Source organism: Amycolatopsis sp. cmx-11-32 (assembly GCF_047608695.1).
Taxonomy (GTDB): Bacteria; Actinomycetota; Actinomycetes; order Mycobacteriales; family Pseudonocardiaceae; genus Amycolatopsis.
Genome location: NZ_JADNQN010000010.1, coordinates 1 through 25941, shown reverse-complemented (window position 1 = coordinate 25941; position 25941 = coordinate 1). Strand labels below are relative to the sequence as shown.

Annotated in this window: 24 protein-coding genes and 1 pseudogene; 11 read left to right on the top strand and 14 right to left on the bottom strand. The window is 68.9% G+C overall.

All coding sequences use genetic code 11. The features are described from left to right. Nucleotides 1-14 precede the first annotated feature (14 nt). The 4 genes from cydD to ACM6LR_RS26900 form a co-directional block, all read right to left on the bottom strand. Complete coding sequence (gene cydD, locus ACM6LR_RS26915; RefSeq protein WP_414944755.1) at nt 15-3269, bottom strand: thiol reductant ABC exporter subunit CydD; 3255 nt, start codon at nt 3267-3269, stop codon at nt 15-17. Beyond that, entirely contained in the window at nt 3266-4273 is a 1008-nt protein-coding gene (gene cydB, locus ACM6LR_RS26910; RefSeq protein WP_414944754.1) for a cytochrome d ubiquinol oxidase subunit II, read from the bottom strand. Before cydB ends, cydD begins: the two co-directional genes overlap by 4 nt. 456 nt (nt 4274-4729) lie before the next feature. After that, the gene (locus tag ACM6LR_RS26905) at nt 4730-6241 is read right to left on the bottom strand and encodes a cytochrome ubiquinol oxidase subunit I (RefSeq protein ID WP_414944753.1); all 1512 of its coding nucleotides are present in this window, start codon (nt 6239-6241) and stop codon (nt 4730-4732) included. An 81-nt stretch (nt 6242-6322) separates the two neighbouring features. Then, nucleotides 6323-7276 (bottom strand): S41 family peptidase, encoded by a 954-nt coding sequence (locus tag ACM6LR_RS26900; protein ID WP_414944752.1) that lies wholly within the window; start codon nt 7274-7276, stop codon nt 6323-6325. 188 nt (nt 7277-7464) lie between these two features. On the opposite strand from ACM6LR_RS26900, the gene ACM6LR_RS26895 reads away from it, so the two are divergent. Both ACM6LR_RS26895 and ACM6LR_RS26890 read left to right on the top strand, forming a co-directional pair. Then, nucleotides 7465-8052 carry a TMEM165/GDT1 family protein gene (locus ACM6LR_RS26895; RefSeq protein ID WP_414937091.1) on the top strand — a complete coding sequence of 196 codons (588 nt, stop codon included), beginning with the start codon at nt 7465-7467 and terminating at the stop codon, nt 8050-8052. 88 nt (nt 8053-8140) lie between these two features. Next, nucleotides 8141-8812 (top strand): DUF998 domain-containing protein, encoded by a 672-nt coding sequence (locus ACM6LR_RS26890; RefSeq protein ID WP_414936380.1) that lies wholly within the window; start codon nt 8141-8143, stop codon nt 8810-8812. 4 nt (nt 8813-8816) lie between these two features. Here ACM6LR_RS26890 and ACM6LR_RS26885 read toward each other — a convergent pair whose 3' ends face one another. Continuing rightward, on the bottom strand, nt 8817-9455 hold the full coding sequence (locus ACM6LR_RS26885; RefSeq protein ID WP_414937092.1) for an IclR family transcriptional regulator: 639 nt from the start codon (nt 9453-9455) through the stop codon (nt 8817-8819). Nucleotides 9456-9678: 223 nt separating this feature from the next. Beyond that, a complete protein-coding gene (locus tag ACM6LR_RS26880) occupies nt 9679-10533 on the bottom strand; it encodes a hypothetical protein (protein ID WP_414937093.1) in 855 nt (284 codons plus the stop codon). Nucleotides 10534-10618: 85 nt separating this feature from the next. Between ACM6LR_RS26880 and ACM6LR_RS26875 the strand changes: the two genes are divergently transcribed. From ACM6LR_RS26875 to ACM6LR_RS26865, 3 genes are all read left to right on the top strand, one after another. Beyond that, nucleotides 10619-11788: a homogentisate 1,2-dioxygenase gene (locus ACM6LR_RS26875; RefSeq protein WP_414936381.1), complete on the top strand. Its 1170-nt coding sequence runs from the start codon at nt 10619-10621 to the stop codon at nt 11786-11788. Between the two features lie 118 nt (nt 11789-11906). Beyond that, nucleotides 11907-13724 carry a substrate-binding and vWA domain-containing protein gene (locus tag ACM6LR_RS26870; RefSeq protein WP_414936382.1) on the top strand — a complete coding sequence of 606 codons (1818 nt, stop codon included), beginning with the start codon at nt 11907-11909 and terminating at the stop codon, nt 13722-13724. Nucleotides 13725-13735: 11 nt separating this feature from the next. Next, a complete protein-coding gene (locus ACM6LR_RS26865) occupies nt 13736-14476 on the top strand; it encodes a hypothetical protein (protein ID WP_414936383.1) in 741 nt (246 codons plus the stop codon). 9 nt (nt 14477-14485) lie between these two features. On the opposite strand, the gene ACM6LR_RS26860 is transcribed toward ACM6LR_RS26865, so the two are convergent. Then, entirely contained in the window at nt 14486-15493 is a 1008-nt protein-coding gene (locus tag ACM6LR_RS26860) for a hypothetical protein (RefSeq protein WP_414936384.1), read from the bottom strand. 95 nt (nt 15494-15588) lie between these two features. On the opposite strand from ACM6LR_RS26860, the gene ACM6LR_RS26855 reads away from it, so the two are divergent. Continuing rightward, nucleotides 15589-16380 carry a DUF2470 domain-containing protein gene (locus ACM6LR_RS26855; RefSeq protein WP_414936385.1) on the top strand — a complete coding sequence of 264 codons (792 nt, stop codon included), beginning with the start codon at nt 15589-15591 and terminating at the stop codon, nt 16378-16380. On the opposite strand, the pseudogene ACM6LR_RS26850 reads toward ACM6LR_RS26855, so the two are convergent. Beyond that, nucleotides 16377-16511 (bottom strand): annotated as a pseudogene (locus ACM6LR_RS26850) (PPOX class F420-dependent oxidoreductase); the annotation flags it as partial. The gene ACM6LR_RS26855 and the pseudogene ACM6LR_RS26850 sit on opposite strands and share 4 nt — an antisense overlap. A 113-nt stretch (nt 16512-16624) precedes the next feature. Between ACM6LR_RS26850 and ACM6LR_RS26845 the strand changes: the two are divergent. The 3 genes from ACM6LR_RS26845 (at nt 16625) to ACM6LR_RS26835 (ending at nt 19412) form a co-directional block, all read left to right on the top strand. Then, nucleotides 16625-17425, top strand: coding sequence for a CPBP family intramembrane glutamic endopeptidase (locus ACM6LR_RS26845; protein WP_414936386.1), 801 nt, complete (start codon nt 16625-16627; stop codon nt 17423-17425). A 66-nt stretch (nt 17426-17491) separates the two neighbouring features. Further along, the gene (locus ACM6LR_RS26840) at nt 17492-18703 is read left to right on the top strand and encodes an arginine deiminase (protein WP_414936387.1); all 1212 of its coding nucleotides are present in this window, start codon (nt 17492-17494) and stop codon (nt 18701-18703) included. A gap of 157 nt (nt 18704-18860) precedes the next feature. Next, a complete protein-coding gene (locus ACM6LR_RS26835) occupies nt 18861-19412 on the top strand; it encodes a ferritin (protein WP_414936388.1) in 552 nt (183 codons plus the stop codon). Between the two features lie 82 nt (nt 19413-19494). Here ACM6LR_RS26835 and ACM6LR_RS26830 read toward each other — a convergent pair whose 3' ends face one another. The 4 genes from ACM6LR_RS26830 to ACM6LR_RS26815 form a co-directional block, all read right to left on the bottom strand. Continuing rightward, nucleotides 19495-20334, bottom strand: coding sequence for a hypothetical protein (locus ACM6LR_RS26830; protein WP_414936389.1), 840 nt, complete (start codon nt 20332-20334; stop codon nt 19495-19497). Further along, nucleotides 20331-20843, bottom strand: a complete 513-nt coding sequence (locus ACM6LR_RS26825; protein ID WP_414944897.1) for a SigE family RNA polymerase sigma factor — start codon at nt 20841-20843, stop codon at nt 20331-20333. Before ACM6LR_RS26825 ends, ACM6LR_RS26830 begins: the two co-directional genes overlap by 4 nt. Nucleotides 20844-21048: 205 nt before the next feature. Beyond that, nucleotides 21049-21402, bottom strand: coding sequence for a DUF952 domain-containing protein (locus tag ACM6LR_RS26820; protein WP_414936390.1), 354 nt, complete (start codon nt 21400-21402; stop codon nt 21049-21051). A gap of 86 nt (nt 21403-21488) precedes the next feature. Further along, nucleotides 21489-22373 (bottom strand): DUF5926 family protein, encoded by an 885-nt coding sequence (locus tag ACM6LR_RS26815; protein ID WP_414944751.1) that lies wholly within the window; start codon nt 22371-22373, stop codon nt 21489-21491. Between the two features lie 467 nt (nt 22374-22840). Between ACM6LR_RS26815 and ACM6LR_RS26810 the strand changes: the two genes are divergently transcribed. Both ACM6LR_RS26810 and ACM6LR_RS26805 read left to right on the top strand, forming a co-directional pair. Next, nucleotides 22841-23062: a hypothetical protein gene (locus ACM6LR_RS26810; RefSeq protein WP_414936392.1), complete on the top strand. Its 222-nt coding sequence runs from the start codon at nt 22841-22843 to the stop codon at nt 23060-23062. A 72-nt stretch (nt 23063-23134) separates the two neighbouring features. Continuing rightward, entirely contained in the window at nt 23135-24304 is a 1170-nt protein-coding gene (locus tag ACM6LR_RS26805) for a cytochrome P450 (RefSeq protein WP_414944750.1), read from the top strand. A gap of 101 nt (nt 24305-24405) precedes the next feature. Here ACM6LR_RS26805 and ACM6LR_RS26800 read toward each other — a convergent pair whose 3' ends face one another. Together ACM6LR_RS26800 and ACM6LR_RS26795 are read right to left on the bottom strand one after the other, a co-directional pair. After that, on the bottom strand, nt 24406-25344 hold the full coding sequence (locus ACM6LR_RS26800; protein WP_414944896.1) for a DUF4328 domain-containing protein: 939 nt from the start codon (nt 25342-25344) through the stop codon (nt 24406-24408). A 44-nt stretch (nt 25345-25388) separates the two neighbouring features. Beyond that, nucleotides 25389-25739, bottom strand: coding sequence for a rhodanese-like domain-containing protein (locus ACM6LR_RS26795; RefSeq protein ID WP_414936395.1), 351 nt, complete (start codon nt 25737-25739; stop codon nt 25389-25391). Between the last annotated feature and the right edge of the window lie 202 nt (nt 25740-25941).

Here is a 25941-nt window from a genome sequence, read left to right as displayed (position 1 = left end):
GAGCGCTGTCGACATTAGTCCGCCCCGACCGGCGTGCGCGCTGTGACGCGACCCTCTCGCACCTCCAGGACGACGTCGGCGTCGGCGGCCTCGGCGGCGTTGTGCGTGACGTGCACGACGGTCTTCCCGGCCAGCGCCTCGCCAAGGCGTTCACGGACGGTACGTGCGGTGAGTTCGTCGAGGTGCGCGGTCGGTTCGTCGAGCAGGACGAGATCGGCACGCGCGGCGCCGAGCAGGGCACGCGCGAGCGCGACCCGCTGCGCCTGCCCGCCCGACAGCCCGGCGCCCGCGCTGTCCAGCATCGTGGTGAGCTCGACGTCCTCGAGAACGGCCTGATACAGGGCTTTTCGCAGGTCGGCCTCGGATGCCGTCGGTTTGGCGAGGCGCAGGTTCTCGGCGACCGACGTCGAGACGAGCATCGGTTCTTGCGGCGCCCAGGCGACGTTCTCGGGTACGGCGACGTCGCCCTTGCTCGGCTTCAGGAAACCGAGCAGGGCCGCGACGAGTGTCGACTTCCCGGCGCCGCTCGGGCCGACGACGGCGACGTGTGTGCCGGGCGCGATGTCGAGGTCGACGCCGGTGAGAACCGGGTGATCGGTACCGGGCCAGCCGAGGTCGGCGTCGCGGATCCGCACCCCGCCGGTGTTATGAACGGTCCGTTCGTAACGGGTTTTGTCGGAAACGGTCCGTTCATCACACGCGGCGAGACGCAGCCGGGCCTGTCGCAGGGTGTCCCAGTGCTGCGCGGCCGGCGGGAGAAGGGAGAGGACTTCCGTCAGCGCGAGCGGCACCAGGGCGACCACGGGGGCGAGAACCGGGTTCAGCGCGCCGGCGGCGACGGCGCTCAGGGCGAGCCCGGTGCTCACGACGGTGGCGGCACCCGTCGCCAGGATGATCAGGGCGTCGGCCGCACCGGCGCCGAAGGCCTGTCGCCGCGCTTCGGCGGTCAGGGCGGTGTCGGTCGTGGCGATTCGGCGACGTCGCGCCTTGTCGACCCCGTACGCGATCAACTCGGCGGCGGCTTCGAACAGGCCCAGCACCTGCGCCGACACCGACCGCCGTCCCTCGGCCAAGGCGCTGGTCGCACGGCGTTCCGCCCGAAGCGCGAGCAGCGGCGCGAACGCGCTCACCAGCACAGCGGCCGCCAGCACGAGTCCGGCTTCGGGCAGTACGACGGTCTGGACCGCGACGGCGCCCACGGCCACCAAAGCGACCACGACCAGCGGCGTGACCACCCTGGGCAGCAGATCGCGCACGGTGTCGGTGTCGCCCACCAGCCGCCGCTGCTCCTCACCGGCCCGAAGCGCCCGAGCCGGTCCGTGCCGCACCAGCGACTGCCACAGCCGGACCCGCAGGCTTCCGGCGATCCGGAACGCGGCGTCGTGCGTGACCAGCCGTTCGAGGTACCGCAGCCCCGCGCGGCCGAGGCCGAACGTCCGCACGCCGACGATCATCACCGTCAGCGTCAGGATCGGCGGCTGCTGCGACGCCTTGGCGATCAACCAGCCCGAAAGCGCGGCGAGCGCCACCCCGGCCAGCAAGGCGGCGGTGCCGAGCAGCGCTCCGCCGAAGAACCTGGGGTGCAGCAACTCGCGCCACGGCACCGGCCGGGTCGCAGGCCGCTCGTCCGTCGTGCCGACCTCCCTCAGCGAATCTGCCGACATGTCGATACCGGGTGGGCGATCGTGCGCGGCGATGATCGCGGCGGCACCGTTGTCGACGGCTTTGGAGACGGCGGCCATGACGAGTCCGGCGTTGACCTCGTCGAGGTGCGCGGTGGGCTCGTCGAGCAGGAGCAGCCACGCACCCGACCGGATTCGCACCAGGGCCCGCGCCACCGCGACTCGCTGGCGTTGTCCTTGCGACAGTTTCGAAATCGGTCGTTCGGCCAGACCGGTCAGCCCGAATTCGCCGAGGATGTCGTCGGCGCCGACCTCATCGCCCACGGTGCCCCCGCCGAACACCGGCGACTGCGGCACCCAGGCGACGTTCTCGCGCCAACGCTCGAGATCCGCGTCGGCGAGGCTGGTGCCGCCGACGGTGATCGTCCCATCGTGGACCTGCACGAAGCCGAGTAGCGCGGCGAGTGTCGTCGATTTGCCGCCGCCGCTGGGTGCGCGCAACCAGGTCAGTTCGCCAGGGCGGACACTGAACGTCTCACCATCCGGCGCGAATCCGCCCCTTCGAGCCACGCGAAGACCTTCGACGCGGATCTCGCCTTTGGCCGTCGCCTCGGAACCGTTGGGCGACAGGGGTTCCGCGAGCACGTCCGCGACCCGGCGAACGGCCTCGACGCCGTCTTCGCTGGCGTGGAACGCGGCACCGACCGCGCGCAGCGGCTGATAGCACTCCGGGGCGAGGATCAGCACGCCGAGCCCGATGGCCAGCGGCAGTTCGCCGGACACCAGCCGGACGCCGATGACGACCGCGACCAGCGCGACCGAAAGCGTCGCGATCAATTCCAGCGCGAACGCCGACGCGAACGCGACCTTCAGGGTTTTGAGCGTCGAGCGGCGATGACGTCCGGAGATCTTCCGTACCGTCTCGGCCTGCGCCTCGGCACGACGGAACGCGCTGAGGATCGGCAGCGCGCGGACGAGTTCCAGCAGCTGTCCCGACAACCGATGTTCAGCATCGGCGGCGTCGGCGACCCGCTCGGCGGTGTGTTTGCCGATCAGGATGGCGAACAGCGGCACCAGCGGCACGGTGATCGCGATGAGCACGGCCGATGGCCAGTCGGCGAACAGGATCGCGGTGCCGGCGGCGAGTGGCACGATCGCGGCGGTCACCAGCGCCGGGAGGTACTGGGTGAAGTAGGCGTCGAGCGCGTCGAGGCCCTTGGTGGTCAACGACGTCAGCTCGCCGTGGCCGCGACGGGCGATCCATTCCGGGCCGAGCCGCAGGGCGTGGTCGATGGCCTTGGCGCGCAGTTCCTCCTTCGCGCGGGCGGCCGCGCGAGCGGATACGACCCGCACCGCCCAGCCGGTCAACGCGCGCCCGGCGACGAGCGCGACCAGCACGGCCAGTCCGGCGGTGCGGTCCCCCGGTGCTCCGCGGACGACCGCGGAGAGGACATCGGCCAGCAGGAACCCTTGCCCCACCAGCAAAACCGCGTTGACGAAAGACAGTACTCCGACGAGTCGCAGGGCAGCCCGGCGCGCCGCACTCGAAAGTGGAGCCAGCGCGCCGAGCGGCCCCTTCCCCGGTCGCGTCGAGTCCATTGTGGACTCTTTGGCGGAAAGGGTGTCGCGGCCGGGAAGTTCGGTCATGGTGCGTGCACCGGTGGGATGTGCCGGGTGCCGATGCGCTTGCGGAACACCCAGTACGTCCAGCCTTGGTAGATCAGGACGGCGGGCGCGCCGAACAACGCGACCCAGGACATCACGGTCAGGGTGTACGGGCTCGACGCCTCGCCCGCGATCGTCAACGTGTTGGCCGCGTCCAAAGTGGACGGGAGAACGTTCGGGTACAGCGCGACGAAGATCGCGACCGCCGAAGCGGCGATGACCCCGCCGAGCGCGGCGAACGCCTGCCCTTCCCTGCCCGCGCGGATGCGGAACCAGGCGAGGATCGCGGCGATGACGGCGACGCCGATCAGGAGCAGCGTCCACAGGTCACCCGAGCGGAGTTGCACGACGATGAGGAACGCGAGCAGCGGCAGCAGGGCGACGGGAAGTAGCCGGGTGGCCAGGTTCCGCGCCCGGTGGCGGAGGTCGCCCTCGGTCTTGAGGGCGAGGAACGCGGCACCGTGGACCAGCGAGAACCCGACGACCGCGACCGCGCCGAGCAGGGTTTCGAGGCTGAGCGCGGCGAACGCGCCACCGACACGGTCACCGTCGGCGTCGAGCGGGAGGCCGAGGACGGTGGTCGCGAGCAGCAGGCCGACACCGAACGGCGGGATCCACGAGCCGATCCCGATGACGCGGTCCCAGTTGCGGCGCCAGCGGTCGGAGTCGACCTTGCCGCGGTATTCGAACGCGACGCCGCGGCCGATGAGGGCGAGCAGGACGACCAGGAGCGGGAGGTACGCGGCCGAGAACAGCGACGCGTACCAACCGGGGAACGCGGCGAACATCGCGCCGCCCGCGACGATCAGCCAGACCTCGTTACCGTCCCAGACGGGGCCGATCGTGTTGACCATGACGCGGCGCTCGGTGTTGTCCTTCGCGAGGACCGGCATGAGCATGCCGACGCCGAAGTCGAAGCCTTCGAGGAAGAGGTAGCCGAGCCAGAAGAGGGCGATGACGCAGAACCAGATCGTTTCGAGGGTCATCGGGTGCTCCTGCTTGCTTCAGTTGCTCCGAGCGCTTCAGCCGCTTGGGCCGCTTCAGTCACCTGGGCCGCTTGGGTCGCCTGGGTCGCCTGGGTCGCCTGGGTGAGCTGAAGGACGCTTTCACCGCATGCCACGCGGCGAAGGGCGCTTTCACTGCGTGCGATGCGGCCATGGGCCCCTTCGGCCCGCCGCCCCCCGGCCGACCCGCCCCGGATGTCGCGAAAGCCACTTTCGAGACCTTGAGCGTCGTGAAAGTGGCTTTCGCGACCCGCCACTAGCACCCGGCCCCGACCGATCCGGCATCTCCACCTCCGGTAGCCCTGAGTTATCCACAACCTCTCGAGTTGTCCACAGATTGGCTGTGGGTAACCCGCCTGAGCGATACCCCCGATACGCTGGGTGCGGGGCCGTCCCCCGGGAAGGGCGGGGGGCTGGGTAGGTGACGTCAAGAGGTGATCAGTAGGCGAAGGCGAGTGCGTCGTCATCGCTGTCACCGCCGTCGGGGTCGTCGTTCTTACTGGTCGAGGCCGATTTCTTGGGAGGCATGACGCCGTCGACACCGCCGCGCACGTACTTGCGCATCAGGTAGACCTCGACGACACCGAGCACCGCGTAGACGGTCGTCAAAGCGATCAGCGACGTCCACACCTCGCCTGTGGACAACTTCGAGACCGCATTCGCGGTGAACATCCACACTCCGTCGACACCGGTCGGATTCGGCACCACCACGAACGGCTGACGACCCATCTCGGTGAAGATCCAGCCGGCGCTGTTGCCGATGAACGGCGTCGCGATCCCGCCGAGCACGAGCAACGGGAACCACCGCTGCCCGGGAATCCGCCCGCGCCGGGTCAGCCACAGTGCGAGCAGCCCGATCCCGGCCGACATCGCGCCGAAGCCGATCATCGCGCGGAAGCCCCAGTAGGTCACCGGCAGGCTGGGCACGTAGTCGATCGGCTTGCCCGCGAGCGAACCGAGCTGCGGGTCGTCCGGATAGTTCGTGCCGTATTTCGCCTGGTACTCGATCACCAGATTCTCCACGCCCTTGACCTCGGTCGAGAAGTCGTTGTGCGCCAAGAACGAAAGCAGTGCCGGCACGGTGAACGTCTTGACGTCCTCGCAGTTCGCGTTCCGGACGTCGCCGATCGCGATGATCGAGAAGCTCGCCGGTTTCTCCGTGCGGCACAACGCTTCCGCTGACGCCATCTTCATCGGCTGCTGCTCGAACATCAGCTTGCCCTGCACGTCACCGGTGATCGCCAGCACCGCGAACGCCACCACACCGGCCCAGCCACCGAGACGCAACGACGAACGCCACACCGCGCGGTGCTCGTCGTCCTCCGAACGCTTGCGCCACAGCTGCCAGCCTGCCACCCCGACCAGGAACGCCGCCGCCACCGAGAAGGCACCCGCGAGTGTATGCGGGATCGCGGCCAGCGCCGTGTTGTTCGTCAGCACCGCCCAGATCGAGTTCATCGTCGGCTTCCCGTCGACGAATTCGACCCCGACCGGATGCTGCATCCACGAGTTCGCCGCCAGGATGAAGTACGCGGACGCCACGGTCGCCAGCGAGTACGCCCAGGCACACGCCAAGTGGACCTTCTTCGGCAACTTGTCCCAGCCGAAGATCCACAGCCCGAGGAAGGTCGACTCGACGAAGAACGCGACGAGCCCTTCCATCGCCAGCGGCGCGCCGAACACGTCCCCGACGAACCGCGAGTACGCGCTCCAGTTCATCCCGAACTGGAACTCCTGGACGATCCCGGTGACCACGCCCATCGCGAAGTTGACCAGCAGGAGTTTCCCCCAGAACTTGGTCATCTTCAGATAGCGCGGATCACCGGTCCTGACCCACGCCGTCTGCATCCCGGCGACCAGGACCGAAAGCCCGATGGTCAGCGGGACCATCAGGAAGTGATAGACGGTGGTTATGCCGAACTGCCACCTAGCGAGATCGAGAACCTCCACGCCTCAAGCCTGCTCACCGCGCGGTGGGCCCGCCAGATCGAGTGGTCCTGACCTCGGCGGGACGTAGGTCCCGCGCCCGGCTCAACCGAGGCCGGCGAGCGTGATCCGCGCCTCGTCGGCGAGCTGCCGCCGCACGCCCGAATCCCCCAGTGTCAGCACGTGTTCCAGGGCCAACGCGTACGCGGTGTCGAACGCGTCCTCAACGGCGACGGGGATGTCCGGCCGCACTCCGACGCCTTCCCAGTTGGTCCCCGTGACCGGGTTCACGGCCCGTCCACCCGGGACGGTGACATCCACGTGGGTGTCCACTTTGTACTGCCGACGCGGATTCGCGCCGCCGCCGGTCACCGCGCCGACCGTCTTCGCCCGCCCCAGCTGCTGGAGCGAGTAGCTCAGGTCCTCCGCGCCGGAGAAAGTCGTCGGGCCGGTCAGCACCCACACCGGCTTGTCCGCGCCGAACTTGCGTCCCGGCACGTACGGCAGCGTCCAGAATTGGTTGGTCACGTCGCCGTCGCGCAAATAGATACTGTTGAAATGCACGGGCTCGTCGACCAGGTAGCTGATCAGCATGGCCACCGCCATCGGGTCGCCACCCCGGTTCTCCCGGACGTCGATCAGCAACGCGTCCGCGGTCGCGAGCAGCGTCATCGCCGCCGCCAAGGCCTCGCCGGAGATGTCCGGCCCGTAGAGCAGCTTCGTCTCCAGATAGCCGACGTTCCCGGACAGCCGTCGCGCCGACGCGATGCCGAAGCCGTTCAGTTCGGCCTCGCGCCGGTACACCTCGGGATCGAAGGACTGGCCGTCCACCTCGGGCAGCGGGTCGACGTGGAACCGCAGCCGCAGATGTTTGTCCCCGCTGACCGATTGCAGGTCCTGGGTGACCGCGTCGGCGAACGCTTTGTCGTCGAGCCCCGCGTACGCGCCCTCGCCCAGCCTCGCCTGCAAGAACACCGTCAGCTTCTCGGCGACATCGGGGAAGACGTAGTGGTCCCGTAGCCGCTGGCACACGTCATCGATCCGCGCTCTCTCGTCCATGATCGCGGACGCTACCAGCGGGGACTGAAAAAAGAATTCGGTTTGCCGAAATCTCGTTTCCGCCCGGCCAAGAAAGACAATTCGCCCGTGCAGGCCGCCCGATTCGGAAAAGCCATCAGCTTGCCCTTTGCCGAATCGCCCCTTTATCGTTGCAGTGAAAGGGGTGAAGAATCATCATGTCTGGTTCGATGTTGGCGCTCATCAGCGCGTTCGGCCTGGTACTGGCCGTGGAGCTACCGGACAAGACACTCGTCGCCACCCTGGTTCTCACCACTCGCTTCCGCGCATGGCCGGTATTCGCCGGGGTCACCGCCGCGTTCGCCGTGCAATGCGCGATCGCCGCCACTTTCGGCACTGTGCTCACTTTGCTGCCGGAGACGTTGGTGACCGCGATCGTCGCCACGATGTTCGGTATCGGCGCGTACATGCTCCTTCGTGAAGGGTTCCGCCCCGGCAAGGACGGCGGAGAGGACGCGTCGCGTTCCGGGCCGAGCCCCGCGACCTTCTTCCGCTCCGCGCTGACGTCGTTCGGCGTGCTGTTCGCCGCCGAGTGGGGCGACGCCTCCCAGCTCGCGACAGCCAGTCTTACGGCCCGCTTCGGCAACCCGTTCGCTGTCGCGGTCGGCTCCTTCGTCGCTCTGGTCGCCGTCGCCGGTCTCGCCGTCTTCATCGGCGCGAAGGTCCGGAGCCGTATCCGCCCCAAGCTCATCCAGCGCGTGGCGGGCTTCGTCTTCGCCGGGTTCTCGCTGTTCGCGCTGGCCCAGCTCGCCTTCTGAGGCGCACGGGATTTTCACAGGTTCCCCGGGTAACCTTTCGGAAACGAAAAGGTGAACACCCGCCCCGACGTGCCTGGAGAAACCAGTCGTGACCTCGCCCAAGATCGTCGTGGCCCGTGCCGTCTCCCCCGTGCACGGCAGGCTCGCGATCTTCGGCATGGCCGTCGCCATCGCCATCTCGATCGATCTGCACCTGCGGCTGTCCAGCCAGGTCAGCCCGATCTGGCAGACGCTCTCCGAGTACGTCTACGGCTACCTCTCGCCCGGTTCGACCGCGGCCCCGCTGTTCGGCGCGATGTGCCTGGCGCTGGGGCTCGGTTCGCTCGCCCTGCTCGGCGGCATCGCCAAGGCGCACCGCAGCGGCTACGGGTCCGTTCTCGTGCTGCTCGGCGTGTGGTGCGCCGGGCTGTTCGTCCTCGCGCTCGTCCCCGTCGATCCCGAGGGCCAGGCCCGTTCGCTGGCAGGGCAGATCCACAACTACGCCGCGCTGACGGCCTTCGTCGCGCTTCCGGCCGCCGCCTGGGTGCTGACCCGCCCCGGCCGGGCACGCTGCCCGTGGGAGCCGCGCCGCACGACGATCCGTCGGCTTTCGATGGCCAGTTTTGCCGCCGTGGTGATCGTGCTCGGCGGCTTCGTCTGGACGATGTTCACCGGGCCGTCACATCAGGAGGTCACGCTCGGCCTGTTCGAGCGGTTGCTGTTCGCGGTCGACCTCACCCTGCTGGCGACCATGGTGCGCCCGCTGCTCAGCGACCGTTGACGCGCTACTTGGGCTGTTTCAGCACCTCGGCCAGCCGGACGGCGGCCCCCAAGACCGCGGGACCCACCATCGAGGCGTCCAGCGGCTCCAACGACACGACGCCGAGGCTCGCCTTCAATCCCGGCACCCCGCGCACGGGCGCGGCGACCCCGGACGCGCCTGCCTCCAGTTCACCGGACGAGGTCACCCAGCCTTCGCCGCCGGGGCGCAACGTCATCGCCTTGCCCGCCGCGCCGGCGGACAGCGGATGGCGCGTGCCGACCCGGTAGGCGACGTGGAAGCTCGTCCACGTCGGTTCGACGACCGCGACTGCCTGCGCCTGGTCCCCTTGCGCGACCGACAGATGCGCCGTCGCGCCGACCTTCTCCGCGAGTTCACGCAGGATCGGCCTCGCCGCCTCGCGCAACTGCGGGAGGACCTGCCCGGCGAGCCGGAGCAGGCCGACACCCAGCCGCACCTTGTTCCCGTCGCGCCACACCAAGCCGCGTTCGGACAGCGGGACGAGCAGCCGGTAGACGGCTGCCCGGCTCGCGCCGATGGCGGCGGCGAGTTCGGAGATGGTCGCCGCCTCGCCACCGGCGTCCGCCACCGCTTGCAGCAGCGCCAGCCCTCTGTCCAGAGTCAGCGACCCTTCGCGAGTCAAGACCAACCCAGCCAAGGCTCAACCACCCACGACCGACTCAACCACGACCGACTCGCCCGAGACTCACGTGACCAAGGGTCTTTTGATCCCTTGAAGTCGCGCCTTTTGGCCGAAGGCCCCGCTATCGCGATGACAGGGCGCCCTCCAAACACAGGCGACCTTCTACGCCCACGAGCGCCCTGGCAGCGCGATAGCGGCAGCGCGATAGACAACAGCGCGATATTCACAAAAGCCCGAGCTCCCCGAGGTCGGCGACCGGCTCGTCGAACGAAGCAGCCGCGTAGGAGGCGAAGAGTCCGCGAACGGCCTTCGCGGCCGGCTCCGACATGCCCTTGGCCTCGGCGGCCAGCGCGGCGCTGTCGGTCGACTCGAGCGCGGCCCGCACGTCACCGCCCGAAAGGGAGCGTGCGGACGCGACGATGAGGTTCAGGAACCCGTGATGGGTGAAGCCGCTGGTCTCGTCGTCATGCCGGACGGCACGGTGCAGGCTGTTCGTGGCCTTGAACGACGCCCCGGTCGAGCCGCTGACCACCGAGAGGAAGTCCGCGACCTCGTCGACGCTGGGGAAGTTCTCGCCCGCCTTGCCGCCGCAGCGGATCTTCGGCCAGCTGCCGTGCTCGATCACCTTCCGCACACCGTCCAGCCAGCCGACACCGCGCCGCGGCTCGACCACCCGGATGACGTCCTCGGGCACGAACTCGGAGACGCGCTCCAGCCAGACCTCGTCGACGTCGGACGGCGCCGGCATCTCCACCATCCGCAGCGCGAGGATCTCGCTGCGCGACTCGACGATCGAGATCGCCTTCGGGACCCCGCCGAGGCCGGTGTCGATGATCAGCGACAGCGGCAGCGGTTCCTTGGGTTTGATCTTGATCAGTTCGGTGATGAGCTCGGGCAGCCTCGACGCCTGGCACAGGAACACGCCGAGGACGCCGGAGTGTTCACCGGACCTCGACGCGAAGTGCGCACGCAGCGCTTCGGGCATGGACGCCTCGCCGGGCGGGAACAACGCCGAGTCGTCGACGAGCCGCGCGAACAGGGGAGGGATTCCTCGGGGGCCGGGTGGCGTGAGTTCCACAGCGCTTGACACGACTGACACGCTAGTAGCGTACGACATCAGGACAAAATCGTTCGCACAACGGACACGTTCCGGGGAGATTCCGATGCCTTACTACCGGCAGGTAGGCGAGATCCCGCACAAGCGCCACACGGCGTTCCGCAAGCCCGACGGGGGCCTGTACGCCGAGGAACTGATGGGTGTCGAGGGCTTCTCGGCGGACTCCGCGCTGCTCTATCACCGCGGCCTGCCCACCGCGATCGTCGACGCCGTCGCGGTCGAGGACGAGCGCGGCCCGATCACCCCGAACCACCCGCTCAAGCCGCGCGCCTTCAAGACCCAGGACCTCGAGTTCGGCGACGCCGACGCGGTCACCGACCGGCGGCGCCTGTTCGGCAACGCCGACGTCACCATCGGCTTCGTCAACGCGACGAAGCCTTCGCCGCTGTACCGCAACGCGGCGGGCGACGAACTTTTCTACGTCCACGGCGGCGGCGCGACCGTCGAGACGATCTACGGCTCACTGGAGATCGGGGACGGCGACTACCTCGTCATCCCGACGTCGTGCACCTACCGCGTGCTCCCGCACGACGAGGTCGAGCTGCTGACCATCGAGGCGCGCGGCCACATCGGCCCGCCGAAGCGCTACCTGTCGGCGAAGGGCCAGTTCCTGGAGCACTCGCCGTACTGCGAGCGCGACATCCGCGGCCCGGCCGAACCGCTGGTCGTCGACGGCACCGACGTCGAGGTCCTCGTGCGCCACCGTGCGGGCCTGACGCGCTACACCTACGCGACCCACCCGTTCGACGTCGTCGGCTGGGACGGCTGCCTGTACCCGTGGGTGTTCAACATCGACGACTTCGAGCCGATCACCGGCCGCGTGCACCAGCCGCCGCCGGTGCACCAGACGTTCGAGGGCCCGAACTTCGTGGTGTGCTCGTTCTGCCCGCGCAAGGTCGACTACCACCCCGAGTCGATCCCGGTGCCGTACAACCACGCGAACGTCGACTCCGACGAGCTGATGTTCTACGTCCGCGGCAACTACGAGGCGCGCAAGGGCTCCGGGATCGAGGTCGGCTCGCTTTCGCTGCACCCATCCGGCTTCACGCACGGGCCGCAGCCCGGCGCGGCGGAGGCGTCGATCGGCGCCCAGTTCTTCGACGAGACCGCGGTCATGGTGGACACCTTCGCGCCGCTGGAACTCGGCGAAGCGGCCGAGGCCTCGGAGGACCCCGGCTACGCGTGGACCTGGTCCGGACGCGGCCCCGACGCCTGAATTCCTCGTCGCGGCCGTGGCGGGACAAGTACCGCCACGGCCGCAACGGTTCGGCAACGCGGCCCCTGGCGAGGGGAAACCTCCGGATAATCGGTGTTCCCACCGCTGGAGGTTCTCCATGGTCGTGAATCCCGGTCAGTCCAGAGGCGGCCGCAAGGTCCTGGCGTTCGTGGCCGCGGCGGTGGTCGCGATCGGCTTGATCATCGGCTTGCGCGCGCTCACCAGCGATTCCGGCGACGAGACCGCGGAAGCGAAGTGCACGACAGGCGACGCGGTCGAACTGCAGGTGTCGTCGTCACCGGAGAAGGCAGGGGTGGTCACCGAGATCGCCAAGGGCTACAGCGGCCGCTCGGTGGCCGGGCGCTGTGTCGACGTGCTCGTGCAGTCGAAGTCCTCCGGCACCGCGATGCAGGCGCTGTCCCGCGGCTGGAACGAGGCGGTGGACGGGCCACGGCCGGACGTCTGGACGCCGGCCGCGTCCGGCTGGGTGAACCTGCTGCGCCAGAACCTCACCGGCACCGACCACCCCGCGCTGGTTCCCGAGGGCGACCCGGAGTCGGTCGCGAACGCGCCGCTGGTGGTCGCCATGCCGAAGCCGATGGCCGAAGCGCTCGGCTGGCCTGGCAAGGGCATCGGCTGGAAGGATCTCGCCGCGCTCGCCACCGATCCGCAGGGCTGGGCGAAGTACGGCCATCCGGAGTGGGGGAAGTTCCGGCTCGGCAAGACGAATCCGAACATCTCGACGTCCGGTCTCAACGCCACCATCGGCGCCTACTACGCGGCGACAGGGACTTCGTCGGACCTCACCGCGAACGCGCTCGCGAAGCCGGAGGCGCGGACGTTCGTGCAGAACGTCGAGCAGGCCATCGTCCACTACGGCGACAACACGCTGACGTTCCTCACGAACCTGCAGAAGGCCGACGACCGCGGCGCGGCGCTTTCGTACATCTCCGCGGTGACGGTCGAGGAGAACTCGCTCGTCGGCTACAACCAGGGCAATCCCACCAACGATCCGGAGAAACGCGGGCAGCACGCACCGCCGAAGGTGCCGCTCGTCGGGATCTACCCGAGCGACGGCACGCTCAACTCCGATCACCCGTTCACCGTGCTGAACTGGGCCGACGACCTCCACAAGCAGGTCGCGGCGGACTTCCTCGCGCACCTGCGCGGCGCCGAGGCGCAGCAGAAGTTCAGTGACATCGGCTTCCGCACGTTCGACGGGAAACCCGGTTCGCAGACGATCTCGGAGAACGGTGCCCAGCCCGACACGAAGCTCAACCTGATCCGCCCGCCGAGCCCGCCGGTGCTGACCGAGGTGCTGAAGTCGTGGAAGGACCTGCGGAAGAAGGCGAACGTGCTGCTGGTCGTCGACGTCTCCGGCTCGATGGGCGACGGCGTCAGCGGGACCGGGAAGAACAAGATGGACCTCGCGAAACAGGCGGCCGTCGCGTCGTTGCCGCAGTTCAGCGACGCGGACCAGGTCGGGCTGTGGATGTTCTCCACGAAACTCAACGGTGACAAGGACTTCTTCGAACTCCGGCCGGTGGCGCCGATCGGCGGCGAAGCGGGTAGGCAGGAACTGGCGTCGCGGCTGAACGGATTGACCCCGCAGAACGGGACCGGTCTCTACGACTCGTCGCTCGCGGCCTACGAGTTCATGAAGCAGCGGCTGGATCCGAACGCGATCAACGCCGTCGTCGTGCTCACCGACGGCCGGAACGAGGATCCCGGCGGCATCGATCTGCCCAACCTCGTCGGGCAACTGCGGACCGAGGGTGGCGGTGAGGCGGTGCGGATGTTCACCATCGCCTACGGCTCCGACGCGGACTTGGGCGTGCTCAGGGAGATCGCCGAGACCACACAGGGCGTCGGATACGACTCGTCCAAACCGGACTCGATCGACCAGGTCTTCACCGCCGTGATCTCGAATTTCTGAGATCCTCGGATATGCGCTTCGTCCGTGAACTAGCCGAACCGTGGGGACTGCTCCTCGCGGCGACGTCGGCAGGTGCGGCCTGGGCGGTGCAACTGCCGTCGGTCGCGGCGCTGGGCGTCGGCGTGACCGTGCTCGCCGCCCGCGCCGGGATCGCCGCCGCCACGCGGGCGAAACCCGCGTCCGAGCCCGGAGAACGGGCTCTCCCCGACGTCGAGCCGGGTTCCCCGGAGGCGGGCTGGTTGCGGCGCGCGGAGGCCGCGGCCGACGGTTTCCAGTCCATCTCCGACTCGCTCGGCACCGGCCCGCTCGCCGACCGGGTGGCCGACATGGAACCGGTGGTGCGGGAAACCGTCGACACCCTCCGACGGCTGGCCGGCCGCACGTCCGCCACCGGAAAAGCGCTGGCCCGGGTGGACGCGGGCGCCGTCGCCGCCGAGAAGGCCCGGCTGCGGAAGGAACTGAAGACCGCCGACGACGACATCCGAGGCGACCTGACGCAGTCGCTAGAAGCCGTGCAGGCACAGGAGGACGTCCACGCGCGGCTTTCGAGCGCGCAGCGGAAACTGCTGGCACAGCTGCGATCCGGCGCGCTCGGACTCGACGGCCTGGTCGCCAGGGCTGCCGAATTGTCGGCAGCCACCGGCGATTCGCTGCTCGACACCACCACGATCGGCGAACTGAGCGAACAGCTGGAGGGGATCCGGCGAGGCGTCGTCGAGACCGAAGAGGCGACGCGGCGCTCGCTCAGCTGACCCGCGGCGTCACGGCCCGAACTTCACCGGCCCGAAAACCGCGTGACCGGGCACTCCGGCCTTCGCGGTCTTCCCGGCCACCGGCACACCGAGCACCCACAACCGTCCGGTCGCGGCGATGTTCGCGGCGAGGGACTGGTCCGAGCCGCCCGCGCTCACGGTGATCTGCCTGCCGTCGGGCAGGACGGTCCGGCCCTTCACCGTGACCATGCCGAAGAGGTTGACGGACGCCGGGCCGGACACGACGGGCAGCTCGGTCCACCGCGGTTCGGGTACCGGCCTGGAGACGACGAGCGCGGCGATGGCGAGACCGAGCAACCCCAGCACACAGAGGACCGCCAAGACCTGCGCGATCAGCACGAGGAGGCTGCCGCGATCCGGGAGGTCGACCGCGATCCAGATCGAGAAGGCGGCCGCCACCAGAGTGACCCCGGCTCCGTAGAAGTAGTACTGCCCCAGCAACCGGCGTTGCAGCGAGAGAAGCCGTCCGGATGAAACCGGCTCCGTGGCCAGCGGCCGCGAACCCCTCACCGGGACGCCCCGGAACGCGCCGCGCCGGGGCACGATGACGCCCGGAAGCAGGACGAACCGGCCCAGCACCCACAGCCTTCGCTGAGCGGCGAGCTGCGCGCGAAGCGGGGCCGGGAGCCGCACCACCAGCCACTGCCCGTCGAGCGGAACGCTCACCCGCGAACCAGCGACGACGGCGCCGCCGAGCCCGCTCACCAGGCGGAACGGCTGGTCGGCGAGGCGCCGCATCGGCAAGGATCCGGCGATCGTGAGGTGGCCGTAGAAGACCGAAACCGGCGTCATGAAGACGAGGAGGAAAAGCGGTACGGCGATCCCGAACCGGCCCATGACCAGCAGGAAGACGCCCAGTACGACGAGCAGCCCGGCGGCGAACGCCAGCGTGCCCGCGGTCGTGGCCGAGCGGTCGAGAAGGGACACCAGGATCGGCATGTTCGCCACCGGAATCCCTTCGGGTGGTTCGAGCACCTGGATTCTGCGGTCTTCCACCTGGTCAACGTAGACGCGTGCGGCGGGAAGTGATCGAGCCTACTTCCGCTCAGCACTTCAATCAGGTTAGGCTCACCTAACTTAGGAGGTGAGCCGTGACCACACCGACGTCCCTTCGCCGCCCGCCGGCGCCGAACCCCGCGGAGCGCGCGAAGACGATCGCCACCCGCAACGGGCCGGCGACGCTGATGCCGACCGCCGAGCAGCGCGACCAGCCAGGACAGTACGGCCGCGTCGTCCCCGAGCTGCACCACGTGCACACGAGCGGCAGCGTCAGCATCCTGCTGCCGGACGAGCACACCCTGGTGAAACGCGCACACGAGGCGCAGCGGGGCGAGCTCGCGGTGATGGTCGAGCTGACCGACCAGGCGCCGGTCGCCCTGCGCGAGCCCATCCGCGGACTGTTGTGGATCACCGGCTGGCTCCGCCCGCTCTCCGACGTCTCGGCCCGCGCCCGTGCGGTCTCCATCGCCGAAACCCGGCCGGACGAGCGGTTGCTGGACGTCGGACACGGCCTGACGTTGCTGCGGCTGACCCCGGCGTCGCTGGTGCTCGCGGACGCCGAGGGCACGCACTCCCTCCGGCCGCACATGTTCAGCGCCGCACCGCCGGACCCCTTCCACGACTACGAGGCCGGCTGGCTGCGGCATCTGGAGACCGACCACGCCGACGTCGTCCAGCAGCTCGCCAAGCATGTGCCGACCGAACTGCGCGGCGGATGGATCCGGCCGCTCGGACTGGACCGCTACGGCCTGCGACTGCGGGTCGAGGCCGACTCCGGCGACCACGACGTCCGGCTCGCGTTCTCGCGCCCGGTCGACGGGCCGCCGCAACTCGCCGGCGAGATCCGCAGGCTGGTCGGCTGCCCGTTCTTTTCGGCGGATTAGGCGAGTTGCGCCGGGAAGCCGCCCTTGGCGATCGGGCCCCACGACTCGATGGTGACGCGGATGATGCTCTTGCCCTGCTTCACCATCGCTTCGCGGTACTCGTCCCAGTCGGGGTGCTCGCCCGAGATCGCGGGGCTCCAGCAGCGGCTGAAGGGAACCATGCCCGCATGCGACGCGGTGAAAGTTCCCTTCACCGCGTGCCATGCGGTGAAAGCGTCCTTCAGCTCCAAGGTAGCGTGCGGCAATGCGAAGCTGGCTGCGTCCCGAACGCCCGGCGCCGCCGGAATTCGTGGAAGACCCGGCACGCCGCCGCGCGATCGTCATCGAACTGGTCGTCGTCTTCGGAATCACCCTCGGCCTGTCCGGGTTGCGCAGCCTGCTGTCCCTTGTGGACTCGCTGCTGCAACCGGTTCCGCTGGCACAACAACAGGCCCAGCTCAACGTCCCCCAGGCGACGCTGAGCCTCGTCGACATGCTCAAGCAGCTCCTGAGTGCCGGCCAACTGGTCGGCTGGGGCGCGCTCGGCCTGTACCTGCTGTGGCGCGGCGGGATGAAGCTCGCGCGGATCGGGCTGGATCGGAGCCGTCCCGGACGTGACATCGGCTACGGCGTTCTGCTCGCCGCCGCGATCGGGATTCCGGGACTGGGGCTGTACTTCCTGTCCTACGGCCTCGGGTTCAGCCTCTCGGTGCAACCGTCCACTTTGGGCGAGACGTGGTGGCGCCCGATCACGCTGACGTTGTCGGCGTTCGGGAACGCGTTCGCCGAAGAGGTGCTCGTCGTCGCGTACCTGCTGACCAGGCTGCGGCAGCTCGGGCTGCGCGAGAACAGCTCACTGGTCGTCTCGTCGGTGCTTCGCGGGTCATACCACCTGTATCAGGGTTTCGGCGGCTTCGTCGGCAATGTCGTGATGGGTCTGGTGTTCGGCAGGCTGTGGCAGAAGACGAACCGGCTGTGGCCGCTGATCGCCGCGCACACCGTGCTCGACTTCGTCTCCTTCGTCGGATACGCGCTGCTCAAGGGGCGAGTTTCCTGGCTTCCCTAGCCAGTCCATCCATGCCCCCGCCGCCGCCCTCAACGGCGGAGCTTCACTCCGCATACTCTGAACAGGGTGATTGACGAGACGACTCCACCCCGAGTTGACAGCGAAGTCGGCCCCCTGCGTGCGGTGCTGCTGCACAGGCCCGGCAACGAGCTCAAAAGGCTCACGCCTCGCAACAACGACCAGCTCCTGTTCGATTCCATCCCCTGGGTGGACCGCGCACAGGAGGAGCACGACGCGTTCGCCGAAGTACTGCGCGGCCGCGGTGTCGAGGTGCTGCTGCTGGCCGACGCGCTGCGCACGGCGCTCAGCGACACCCGCGCCCACGCGGCGGGCGTGCACGCGGCGGTCGACGAACGACGGCTCGGGATCGACCTGGCCGATTCGCTGCGCTCCCACCTGTCGAGTGTCTCCCCCGAGGTGCTGGCCGAAGCGCTGATGGCCGGGATGACCTTCGAGGAACTGCCCGCCTCCGAGGGTGTGTCGCTGGTCCGGCTGATGAACCACCCGAACGACTTCGCCGTCGATCCGCTGCCGAACCTGCTGTTCACGCGGGACTCGTCGGCGTGGATCGGCGACCGGGTCGCGGTCTCCTCGCTCACCATGCCAGCCCGCGTCCGCGAAACCGCGGTGCTGGACCTGATCTACGCCTACCACCCGTGGTTCCGCCACGCGTCCCGCGCGTACGGCGCGCATTCGGCGCCGATCGAGGGCGGCGACGTCATGCTGCTCTCGCCGGGTGTCCTGGCCATCGGCGTCGGCGAGCGGACCACCGCGGCCGGCGCGGAGTCGCTGGCGCGGTCGGTGTTCGCCGACGGGATCGCGCACACCGTGCTCGCCGTCCCGATCCAGCAGACCCGCGCGACCATGCACCTGGACACGGTTTGCACGATGGTCGCGGCCGACGCTGTCGTCATGTATCCGCTTTCCCGTGATTCGCTGACCGCGTTCACCATGCGGCCGACCGATGACGGTTCCATGAAGGTGGAAGGTCCGGCCCCATTCCTCACCGCGGCCGCCGAAGCAATGGGAATCGACCGGCTCCGCGTCATCGACACCGGACTCGATCCGGTCACCGCGGAACGTGAGCAATGGGACGACGGGAACAACACCCTCGCGCTCGCTCCCGGCGTCGTCGTCGGCTATGAACGTAATGTGGAAACCAACGCACGACTGGAGGAGGCCGGTATCGAAGTACTGGCCATCACCGGCTCCGAGCTGGGCTCCGGCCGCGGCGGGCCGCGCTGCATGTCGTGCCCGATCCGGCGCGAAAGCATCTGAAACAACAATCAAGTAAGCCTTCCCTCATTGATTACGACTGATTAGGGAAGGCTTACTTAATTGAGCTGGACCTATCATTGGGAATGGTAACCTTATAGGGGACAGATCACCGGATAGAAGTGGAAATCAAAGAGGGACATGACGTAGTGTCGAACATATGGCCCTCCTCAAGAAGCAACCGCGCTCGAAGTTCTATGAACTGCTGCAGGCGCAGATCCACAACGAGTTCAACGCCTCCCAGCAGTACATCGCGCTGGCGGTCTGGTTCGACGCCGAGGACCTGCCGCAGCTCGCGAAGCACTTTTACAAGCAGTCCGTCGAGGAACGCAACCACGCGATGGCGCTGATCCAGTACATGCTGGACACCGATCACCATGTGGAGATCCCCGGCACCGGCGACGTGCGCAACACCTTCTCCGACGTCACCGAGGTCATCGAGCTCGCGCTGCAGCAGGAGAAGGACGTCGCGACCGACATCCAGCAGCTGGCCAAGGCCGCCCGCGCCGAAGAGGACTACATCGGCGAGCAGTTCACGCAGTGGTTCCTCAAGGAGCAGGTCGAAGAGATCTCCCAGATGTCCACGCTGCTCAACATCGTCAAACGCGCGAACGGCAACCTGTTCGAGGTGGAGAACCACCTGCACCGCGAGTCCATCGGGGACGGCGGCGCCGACTCGGGGATGCCCCCGGTCGCGGGCGGGGCGCTCTGACGCGCTGACCGCTCTCCCACCACAGAGAAAACCCGGGCTCTCCCCCTTGGAGCAGCCCGGGTTTTCCGTCTGCGCCGACGGCTCAGCTGAACTGGCAGTCCTGGTTGATGCTGGTCAGCAGGATGCTGACGGCGGACCCGTCGTCGGACACGAAGATCCGGTACGCGCTCACCGCGCTGGCGGGCGCGACGTAGGTACCGCCGTCCTTGGTGCTGCCGGGGTACGCGGCGAGGATGTCCGCCTCGGTCGAGCCGACCCCGATCCCTTCCGGAGTGTGCACCGTGCCTGCCGGGTTGATGACGGTCACGCCGTCGGCCTCGGTCAGCGACACCGACGTCGGGCCCGGTACGCCGAAGCCCTCCGCGTAGCCGTAGACGCAGCCGCCGCGAACCTCTCTTGCCCGGATCGGGCTGACAGCGGCCTCCGCGTCGGCTTCGCTCATGCCCAGCCGGAGCTTGCCGAAGCCGGACGCGGTCAACAGCGAACCCGTCGTCACCTTGTTCGGTGAAGGCGGTTTCGTGGCCGCGGTGCTCTTCGGCGGCTTGACCGGCCCATCGGAGATCGTCGACTGCGGCGGCTGGGCCATCTGGCTCGACTGCGGTGCCGAAGACGACACCGGCGGCACCTCGCTCGCGGGTCCCGGCAGGACCTGGCTGGTCGCGGACTGCCCCAAGCCGAGCTGATCGGGGGGAAAGACCGCGCCGTTGTCCTTGTCATGGATCGTGAAGACGGTGAGTCCGCCGCCCACCATGACCACCGCGGCGGCCATCCCGGTCGTCGTCTGCATCATCCGGCGGCGACGGCGGCGACGCTTGGCCCCCGCCACGATCGTCTCGGGATTCAGCGTGGACGGCACCCCGAGCCGATCGTCGGAGAACAGGTCGCGCAGCTTCTGCCGCACGTCCTCCTCGGACATGTTCATCCCGCTTCCCTCCCTTCACCTTTGGACTCGAACAGTGCGAGCTTCGTGCGCAAGGACGTGATCGCCTTGCTGGCCTGGCTTTTCACGGTGCCCTGGCTGATGCCGAGCGAGTCCGCGATCTCCGCTTCGGACAGCCCCTCGTAGTAACGCAGGACCATCACCGCGCGTTGCCTCGGCGGCAGCGCGCGTAACGCCTGCCACAGCGGCTCGTGCTCGAACGGGTCCACCGGACTGTACGGCCGCGTGTCCGGGAGGTCGGCGACCAGGCTCTCCCGCTTGGTCCGGCGCCACCGGCTGACGTGCGCGTTCGCCATCGAACGGCGGATGTAGGCCATCGGGTCGCCGGTCTTGTGCTGGACGTAGGACCAGCGTGCGCCGATCTTCTCCAGCACGGTCTGGACCAGGTCGGCGGCGTCGTGCGGGTTCCCGGTGAGGGCGTGCCCGTACCTCAGCAGACCCGGCAGGCTGGCCTGCACGAAGTCGCCGAAGTCGGTGAGCTCACCCGGCACGTCACTCCCTCGGCTCTCGCCGGCCCCCCAGACGTCCGTCCCCGAGATGACCGTCGCGGCAGCGGTCACCGTATCGCCTCCTCCCGGGGTCCCTCGGCCAGTTACGCCTGGCTCACCTCTCCCGAAACGCATGACCGCCCCCACAGGTTGTCTCTTGCCGCGAACCGATTCGAGAGACGCCCATACGGATGAGGAGTTGCCCGCCTCAACGTCTCGACAGGGACTCGGGAATTCTGAACGAACCGTCCCCCCGATCAGGGAATTCGTGCACGGCCACGACGGCGTTACGCGGTATCGGTCCGTACACGTGGGGGAACTGGACACCGGCCGGATGCGGCGGGTCGCCGTCCTCCCAGACCACGGGCGAGCCGACGAGCGCCGGGTCGATCTCCAGCAGCACGAGATCGGTGCGGCCGGCGAACACGGCGTTGGCCGGGATGTGCGCGGTTCCCGGGTCCGAGCAGTGGATGAAGCCGTCGGAGTCGAGCGACGCGGCGGTGTAGACGCCGCCTTCGGGCACTTCGGCCCACTCGGCCTGACTGCAGATATGAAGGATCACGCACCCATCCTGACGCAATTCGTCCTCTGGTTGCGGTAGATGCGCGTGCAACTACCGCAACCAGAGGACGAAACGCGAGGAGTGGGTCAGCGAATGGTGAGCTGGCGGCCGATCAGGCCGTCGCGCGAGCGGCGCTCGGCGGCGTTGACCGGCTCGGTGTCGAGGGACTTCAGCGCGGCCTCGAGCCGCACACCGAGCTGGCCCTTCGCGTCGGCCCATTCGCGGGCGTGGGCCTCGGGGTCGAGGTCCCACACCGGGACGAGCAGCCCGTGCGCGCGGAACGAACCGGCGTAGCGGGAGCCCTCGCCGAGGCCGAGCTCACCGGCCGCGGACAGCCGCGCAAGCGCTTGCAGCAGCAAGTTCTCCGGTTCGGGGCGGACCCAGCGCAGGTGCGCCTTCTCGCCGGCGAGCACCCAGTACGCGCCCGCGCCGAGACGCTCGGTCGGCATGATCGCCGCGTTCGCGCGCTCGAGGGACAACGCGACGTCGCCGCTCGCGTCGGCGTCTTCGGGCAGCCACCAGGCGAAGTCGTTGTAGAGCGTGACGTCGAGTTCGACGCTCGTGTCGAGCAGGTCCTGCAGGCGAGCCTTCTCGTCGGCGGTGGGCGGGGTCGTCGTGTCCGGCACGGACAGGACGTCGCCCTCCTTCGCCTCCAGCGCCCACTGGAGCGACCGGCCGAGGTCGCGGCTGATGTCCGAGGACCGGGTCTGCACCTGCATCCCGACGTAGCGCTCGCCGTCGGACCGGACGAACGCGGCCGCCGCCATCGGCAGCACCGTGCCGAGGGTGACCTTCTCGCCGGAGCCCGCCAGCGTGAGCGACGCCGTCGCCGAGGGGACGAACTCGCGCAGCGCGATCAGTTCGGTCTCGGCCGCGAGACCTTCGAAGGGCTGGCCGACGAAGACGTCGCGCACCTTCGGCTTGCGGTCCGAGGTCGTCTTGGGACCCTTCTTGCGCGAACCCTTGCCCACGTCAGCCTCCTCAAGCTCGGTTCAGAACGCTATCGCGGGAAGGGCGCGCGGCTCGTAAGGCCCCCGCCCTTCCCGCGCGCGATCAGGAGCGCGAGGCCGGACGACGGCCTCGGGAACCTTCGAAACCTGCTTCGGCTTCTCGGGCGTGTCATCAGCGAAAACAGCATTACGAATACGCATGGAAATATCCCAGATCCCCATGAGTCGATTTCTTTCCGAGCCAGACTGTCGCGGAAGTCTTCAGTGGGCCCGGTAACGAAAACATCGCGGGTGACACCCCGCTTCCCCGGAATCAACCTGATAGGCCGGTTTCAGCGGCCATTCGGGTATTACGGAAACATGACTGAAAATAGTTGTCACCATCCGGTAGGTCTAATCGCGGGTGATCAGTCTGCCCTTTTCCCGCACCTCGGCGAATACTTGATCATGGCGCCGACCGGCGCCGGATTGCGGAGAAGGGATCACAGATGAGCAACTCCAAGCGCCGGGCCGCACTGGCGGCCTTGCCCGTGGCACTCGGACTGTTGGTGGCAGGCCCCGCGGTGGGCATGGCCTCGGCCACGCCGCAGGCCGCGCCGCAGGCAGAGAAGAGCGACCAGGCGCGCTGCCTGCTGCTCTGTTTCGGCCACTACCACCATTCTCACCATTACCATCACCATCACGGCTACCCGGGATACTGGCTGTACTGACAGCTCTGCGACCGCGTCGGGGTGGGGTCCCGGCGCGGCGCTGTCATGACCCGGCCGGGTTACAGTCGGCGAGTGTTCGACCTCGCCGATCCGGCCTTCCTCGCGAACCCGTATCCGTACTTCGCCGACCTCCGTGAGCGCGGCGAAGTTCACCGGCACGACGGCCTCGGCATCGCCGTGGCGGTGTCGCACGCGGCGTCGGCCGCCGTCCTGCGGCATCGCGGGCTCGGCCGGATCTGGCAGGACGCGCTGCCGGTGGAGCGGTTCGCGTCGTTCAACCTGCTGCACCGCGACTCGCTGCTGGAGAACGAGCCGCCTGCCCACACCCGGCTGCGGCGGGTGATCGCGGGCGCGTTCGGACGCGGGCACGTCCAGCGGCTGCGGCCGATGGTCGCCGAACTCGCGGACGGCATGGTCGGCGGGCTCGCCGCCGAAATCGCCGAAACCGGCTCGGCCGATCTGCTGGCGCACCTCGCGCAGCCGCTGCCGGTCGCGGTCATCGCGGAACTCCTGGGCGTCCCGATCGAGGACGGGCCGCAGATGGTCACGTGGTCGAACCACATCGTGAAGATGTACGAATACGGCCTCGCCGAGGAGAAGCGCGACGCCGCCGAAGCCGCGTCCGCGGAGTTCGTCGAGTACCTGCGTGACGTGGCGAAGCAGCGCGCGAACTCTCCTGGCGACGACATCGTCAGTGACCTTCTCCGCGGCGAACTCACCGAAAGCGAACTGGTCGCGACCGCGGTCCTGCTGCTGATGGCCGGGCACGAGGCGACGGTGAACGTCATCGGGAACGGCGTCAACGCGCTGCTGACCCACCGCGACCAGTGGGAGCGGCTGGTGTCGTCGCCGGATCTCCTGGACCCGTGCGTCGAGGAGCTGATCCGCTTCGACGCGCCGCTCCAGCTCTTCGAGCGGACGGCGACCACCGACGTCGAGATCGCCGGGTTCCGGGTGGCCGAGGGCGAGAAGATCGGCGCGCTCCTCGGCGCCGCCGCGCGGGACCCCCAGGTGTTCGACCGGCCGGACACCCTCGACATCGGCCGCACGCCGAACGCGCACCTCGGCTTCGGCATGGGCATCCACTACTGCGTCGGCGCCCCGCTCGCACGGGTGGAGATCGCGGCCGCGTTGACGGCGCTGACCACGAAACTGCCGGGGCTGGAACTTGCCGAAATGCCCGAGCGACGGCCGGAGTTCGTGATCCGCGGCCTGCGCTCGCTCCCGGTCGCCACGGGCTAGGGGTAATCGAGGCCGAGGTTTCGTTCTCGACCGGCTCAAGCCTGCTGGCTCCGCTGCTTGCTGCTCATGTCTGCATGATCACCGGCAGACTCGCCTTGAGGTCAGCGCACGGAAGAGGTGGGGCGTTCGCGGCGTTCCGGGTCCGGAGCGCCGTCCACCTTCAGCACACGAAACAGGCGAAGCCGCTTCTCCGCGACAGGCGACAGCAGGCCGGACATACGCTTCACGAGCAGGGCCGTCACCACCGCCAGCCCGGCCGCGGCAAGGTCGGTCAGCGCGACCAGCACGACGCCGTCGGCCATGGCCTGGACACCGTCACGGAACCGCCAGACGATGACGAGGACGAGCAGCAGCCAGTTCAGCACCCAGACGCCCCACCACATCAGCACGAGCCGCGACGGCTTCGGCCGCGTTTCCCGCGTCCGGCGCAGGACGGCGTGTTCGAGTTCGGCGACGATCGGCAGCACCAGGATCAGGTTCACCACCGGCACGAGCACGAACGTCAGCACCTGCCACTGCCGCCTCGGCGGCAGCTCGCCGGAGACGTCCGCGGCGGCGTAGCGGGCCACGAGCAGCCACCACACGGTGAGTCCCGACGGCAGCAGCGAAAGGATCGTCGTGAGCAGGCCGGTGGTGATCACGAAACTGTCGGAGACCGTGACGACGGACGTCGACAACGCCGAGTCGCGGCTCTGCACGAGCAGGACGTAGCGCCAGATCTCGGCGGCCGCGGCGGCGAGCGCGAGGGCGGCGAAAGTCCACAGCACCGGCAGGAGACTGCGCGTGATCACCCGCAGCCGCTCGCCCGGCGTGACCTCGCCGGACGCCGTGCCGGGGACCGCGGTCGGGCGGCGCCAGGCCAGGTTCGGGAAGCCCCACCGCGGCGGGACCGGGTACGACGGCGGACCGGAGTAGCGCTCGGCCACGGCTTCACGCCGCGGCGGCCAGGCGCCGGGAGGCGGCGAAGCGACCCAGCGGACGCGGTGACGCACCGACTGGGCTCGCGGCTGCTGCATCGGCTCGGGACGCACGGGCGGCACCGGCGGCATCGGCGTCCTTGGCGGGTAGTGGCCTGGCTGCACGGTTACAGCACTTCGGGTTCGACGCCGGGATGGTCGCCGACCATCGGGCGCCCCTCCTGCTTCCACGACCCCATCCCGCCTGCGACGTTCACCGCGTCCCAGCCGCTCGCGTTGAGCCACGCGGCGGCGCGGGCGGACCGGCCGCCGCTGCGGCAGATCACGTAGACCGGCTGGTCGTCGGGCAGCTCGGCGAGTTCGCCGACGCGCGCGGGCAGGTCGCCCATCGGGATGTGCTTGGCGCCCGGGGCGTGCCCGGCGGCCCACTCGTCGTCCTCGCGGACGTCGAGCAGCGCGACGCCGTCCTTGGGCAGATCACGGACGGCGGCGGTCGGGATGTCAGCAGGGCTCACCACCCTGTCATCCTCGCATCCCGTCCCGTTGCGCGCGCGTGAAGCGGATCTCAGTGCTGAGTCGCCTTTTCCGCCCCGGCGCCGGTGAGGGAGCGGACCTCCATCTCGGCGTACTTCTTCTGGTTGTGTTCTTTGGACAGCACGGTGCCGAGCCAGCCGAGGAAGAACGCGACGGGGATCGAGACGATGCCGGGGTTGTCGAGCG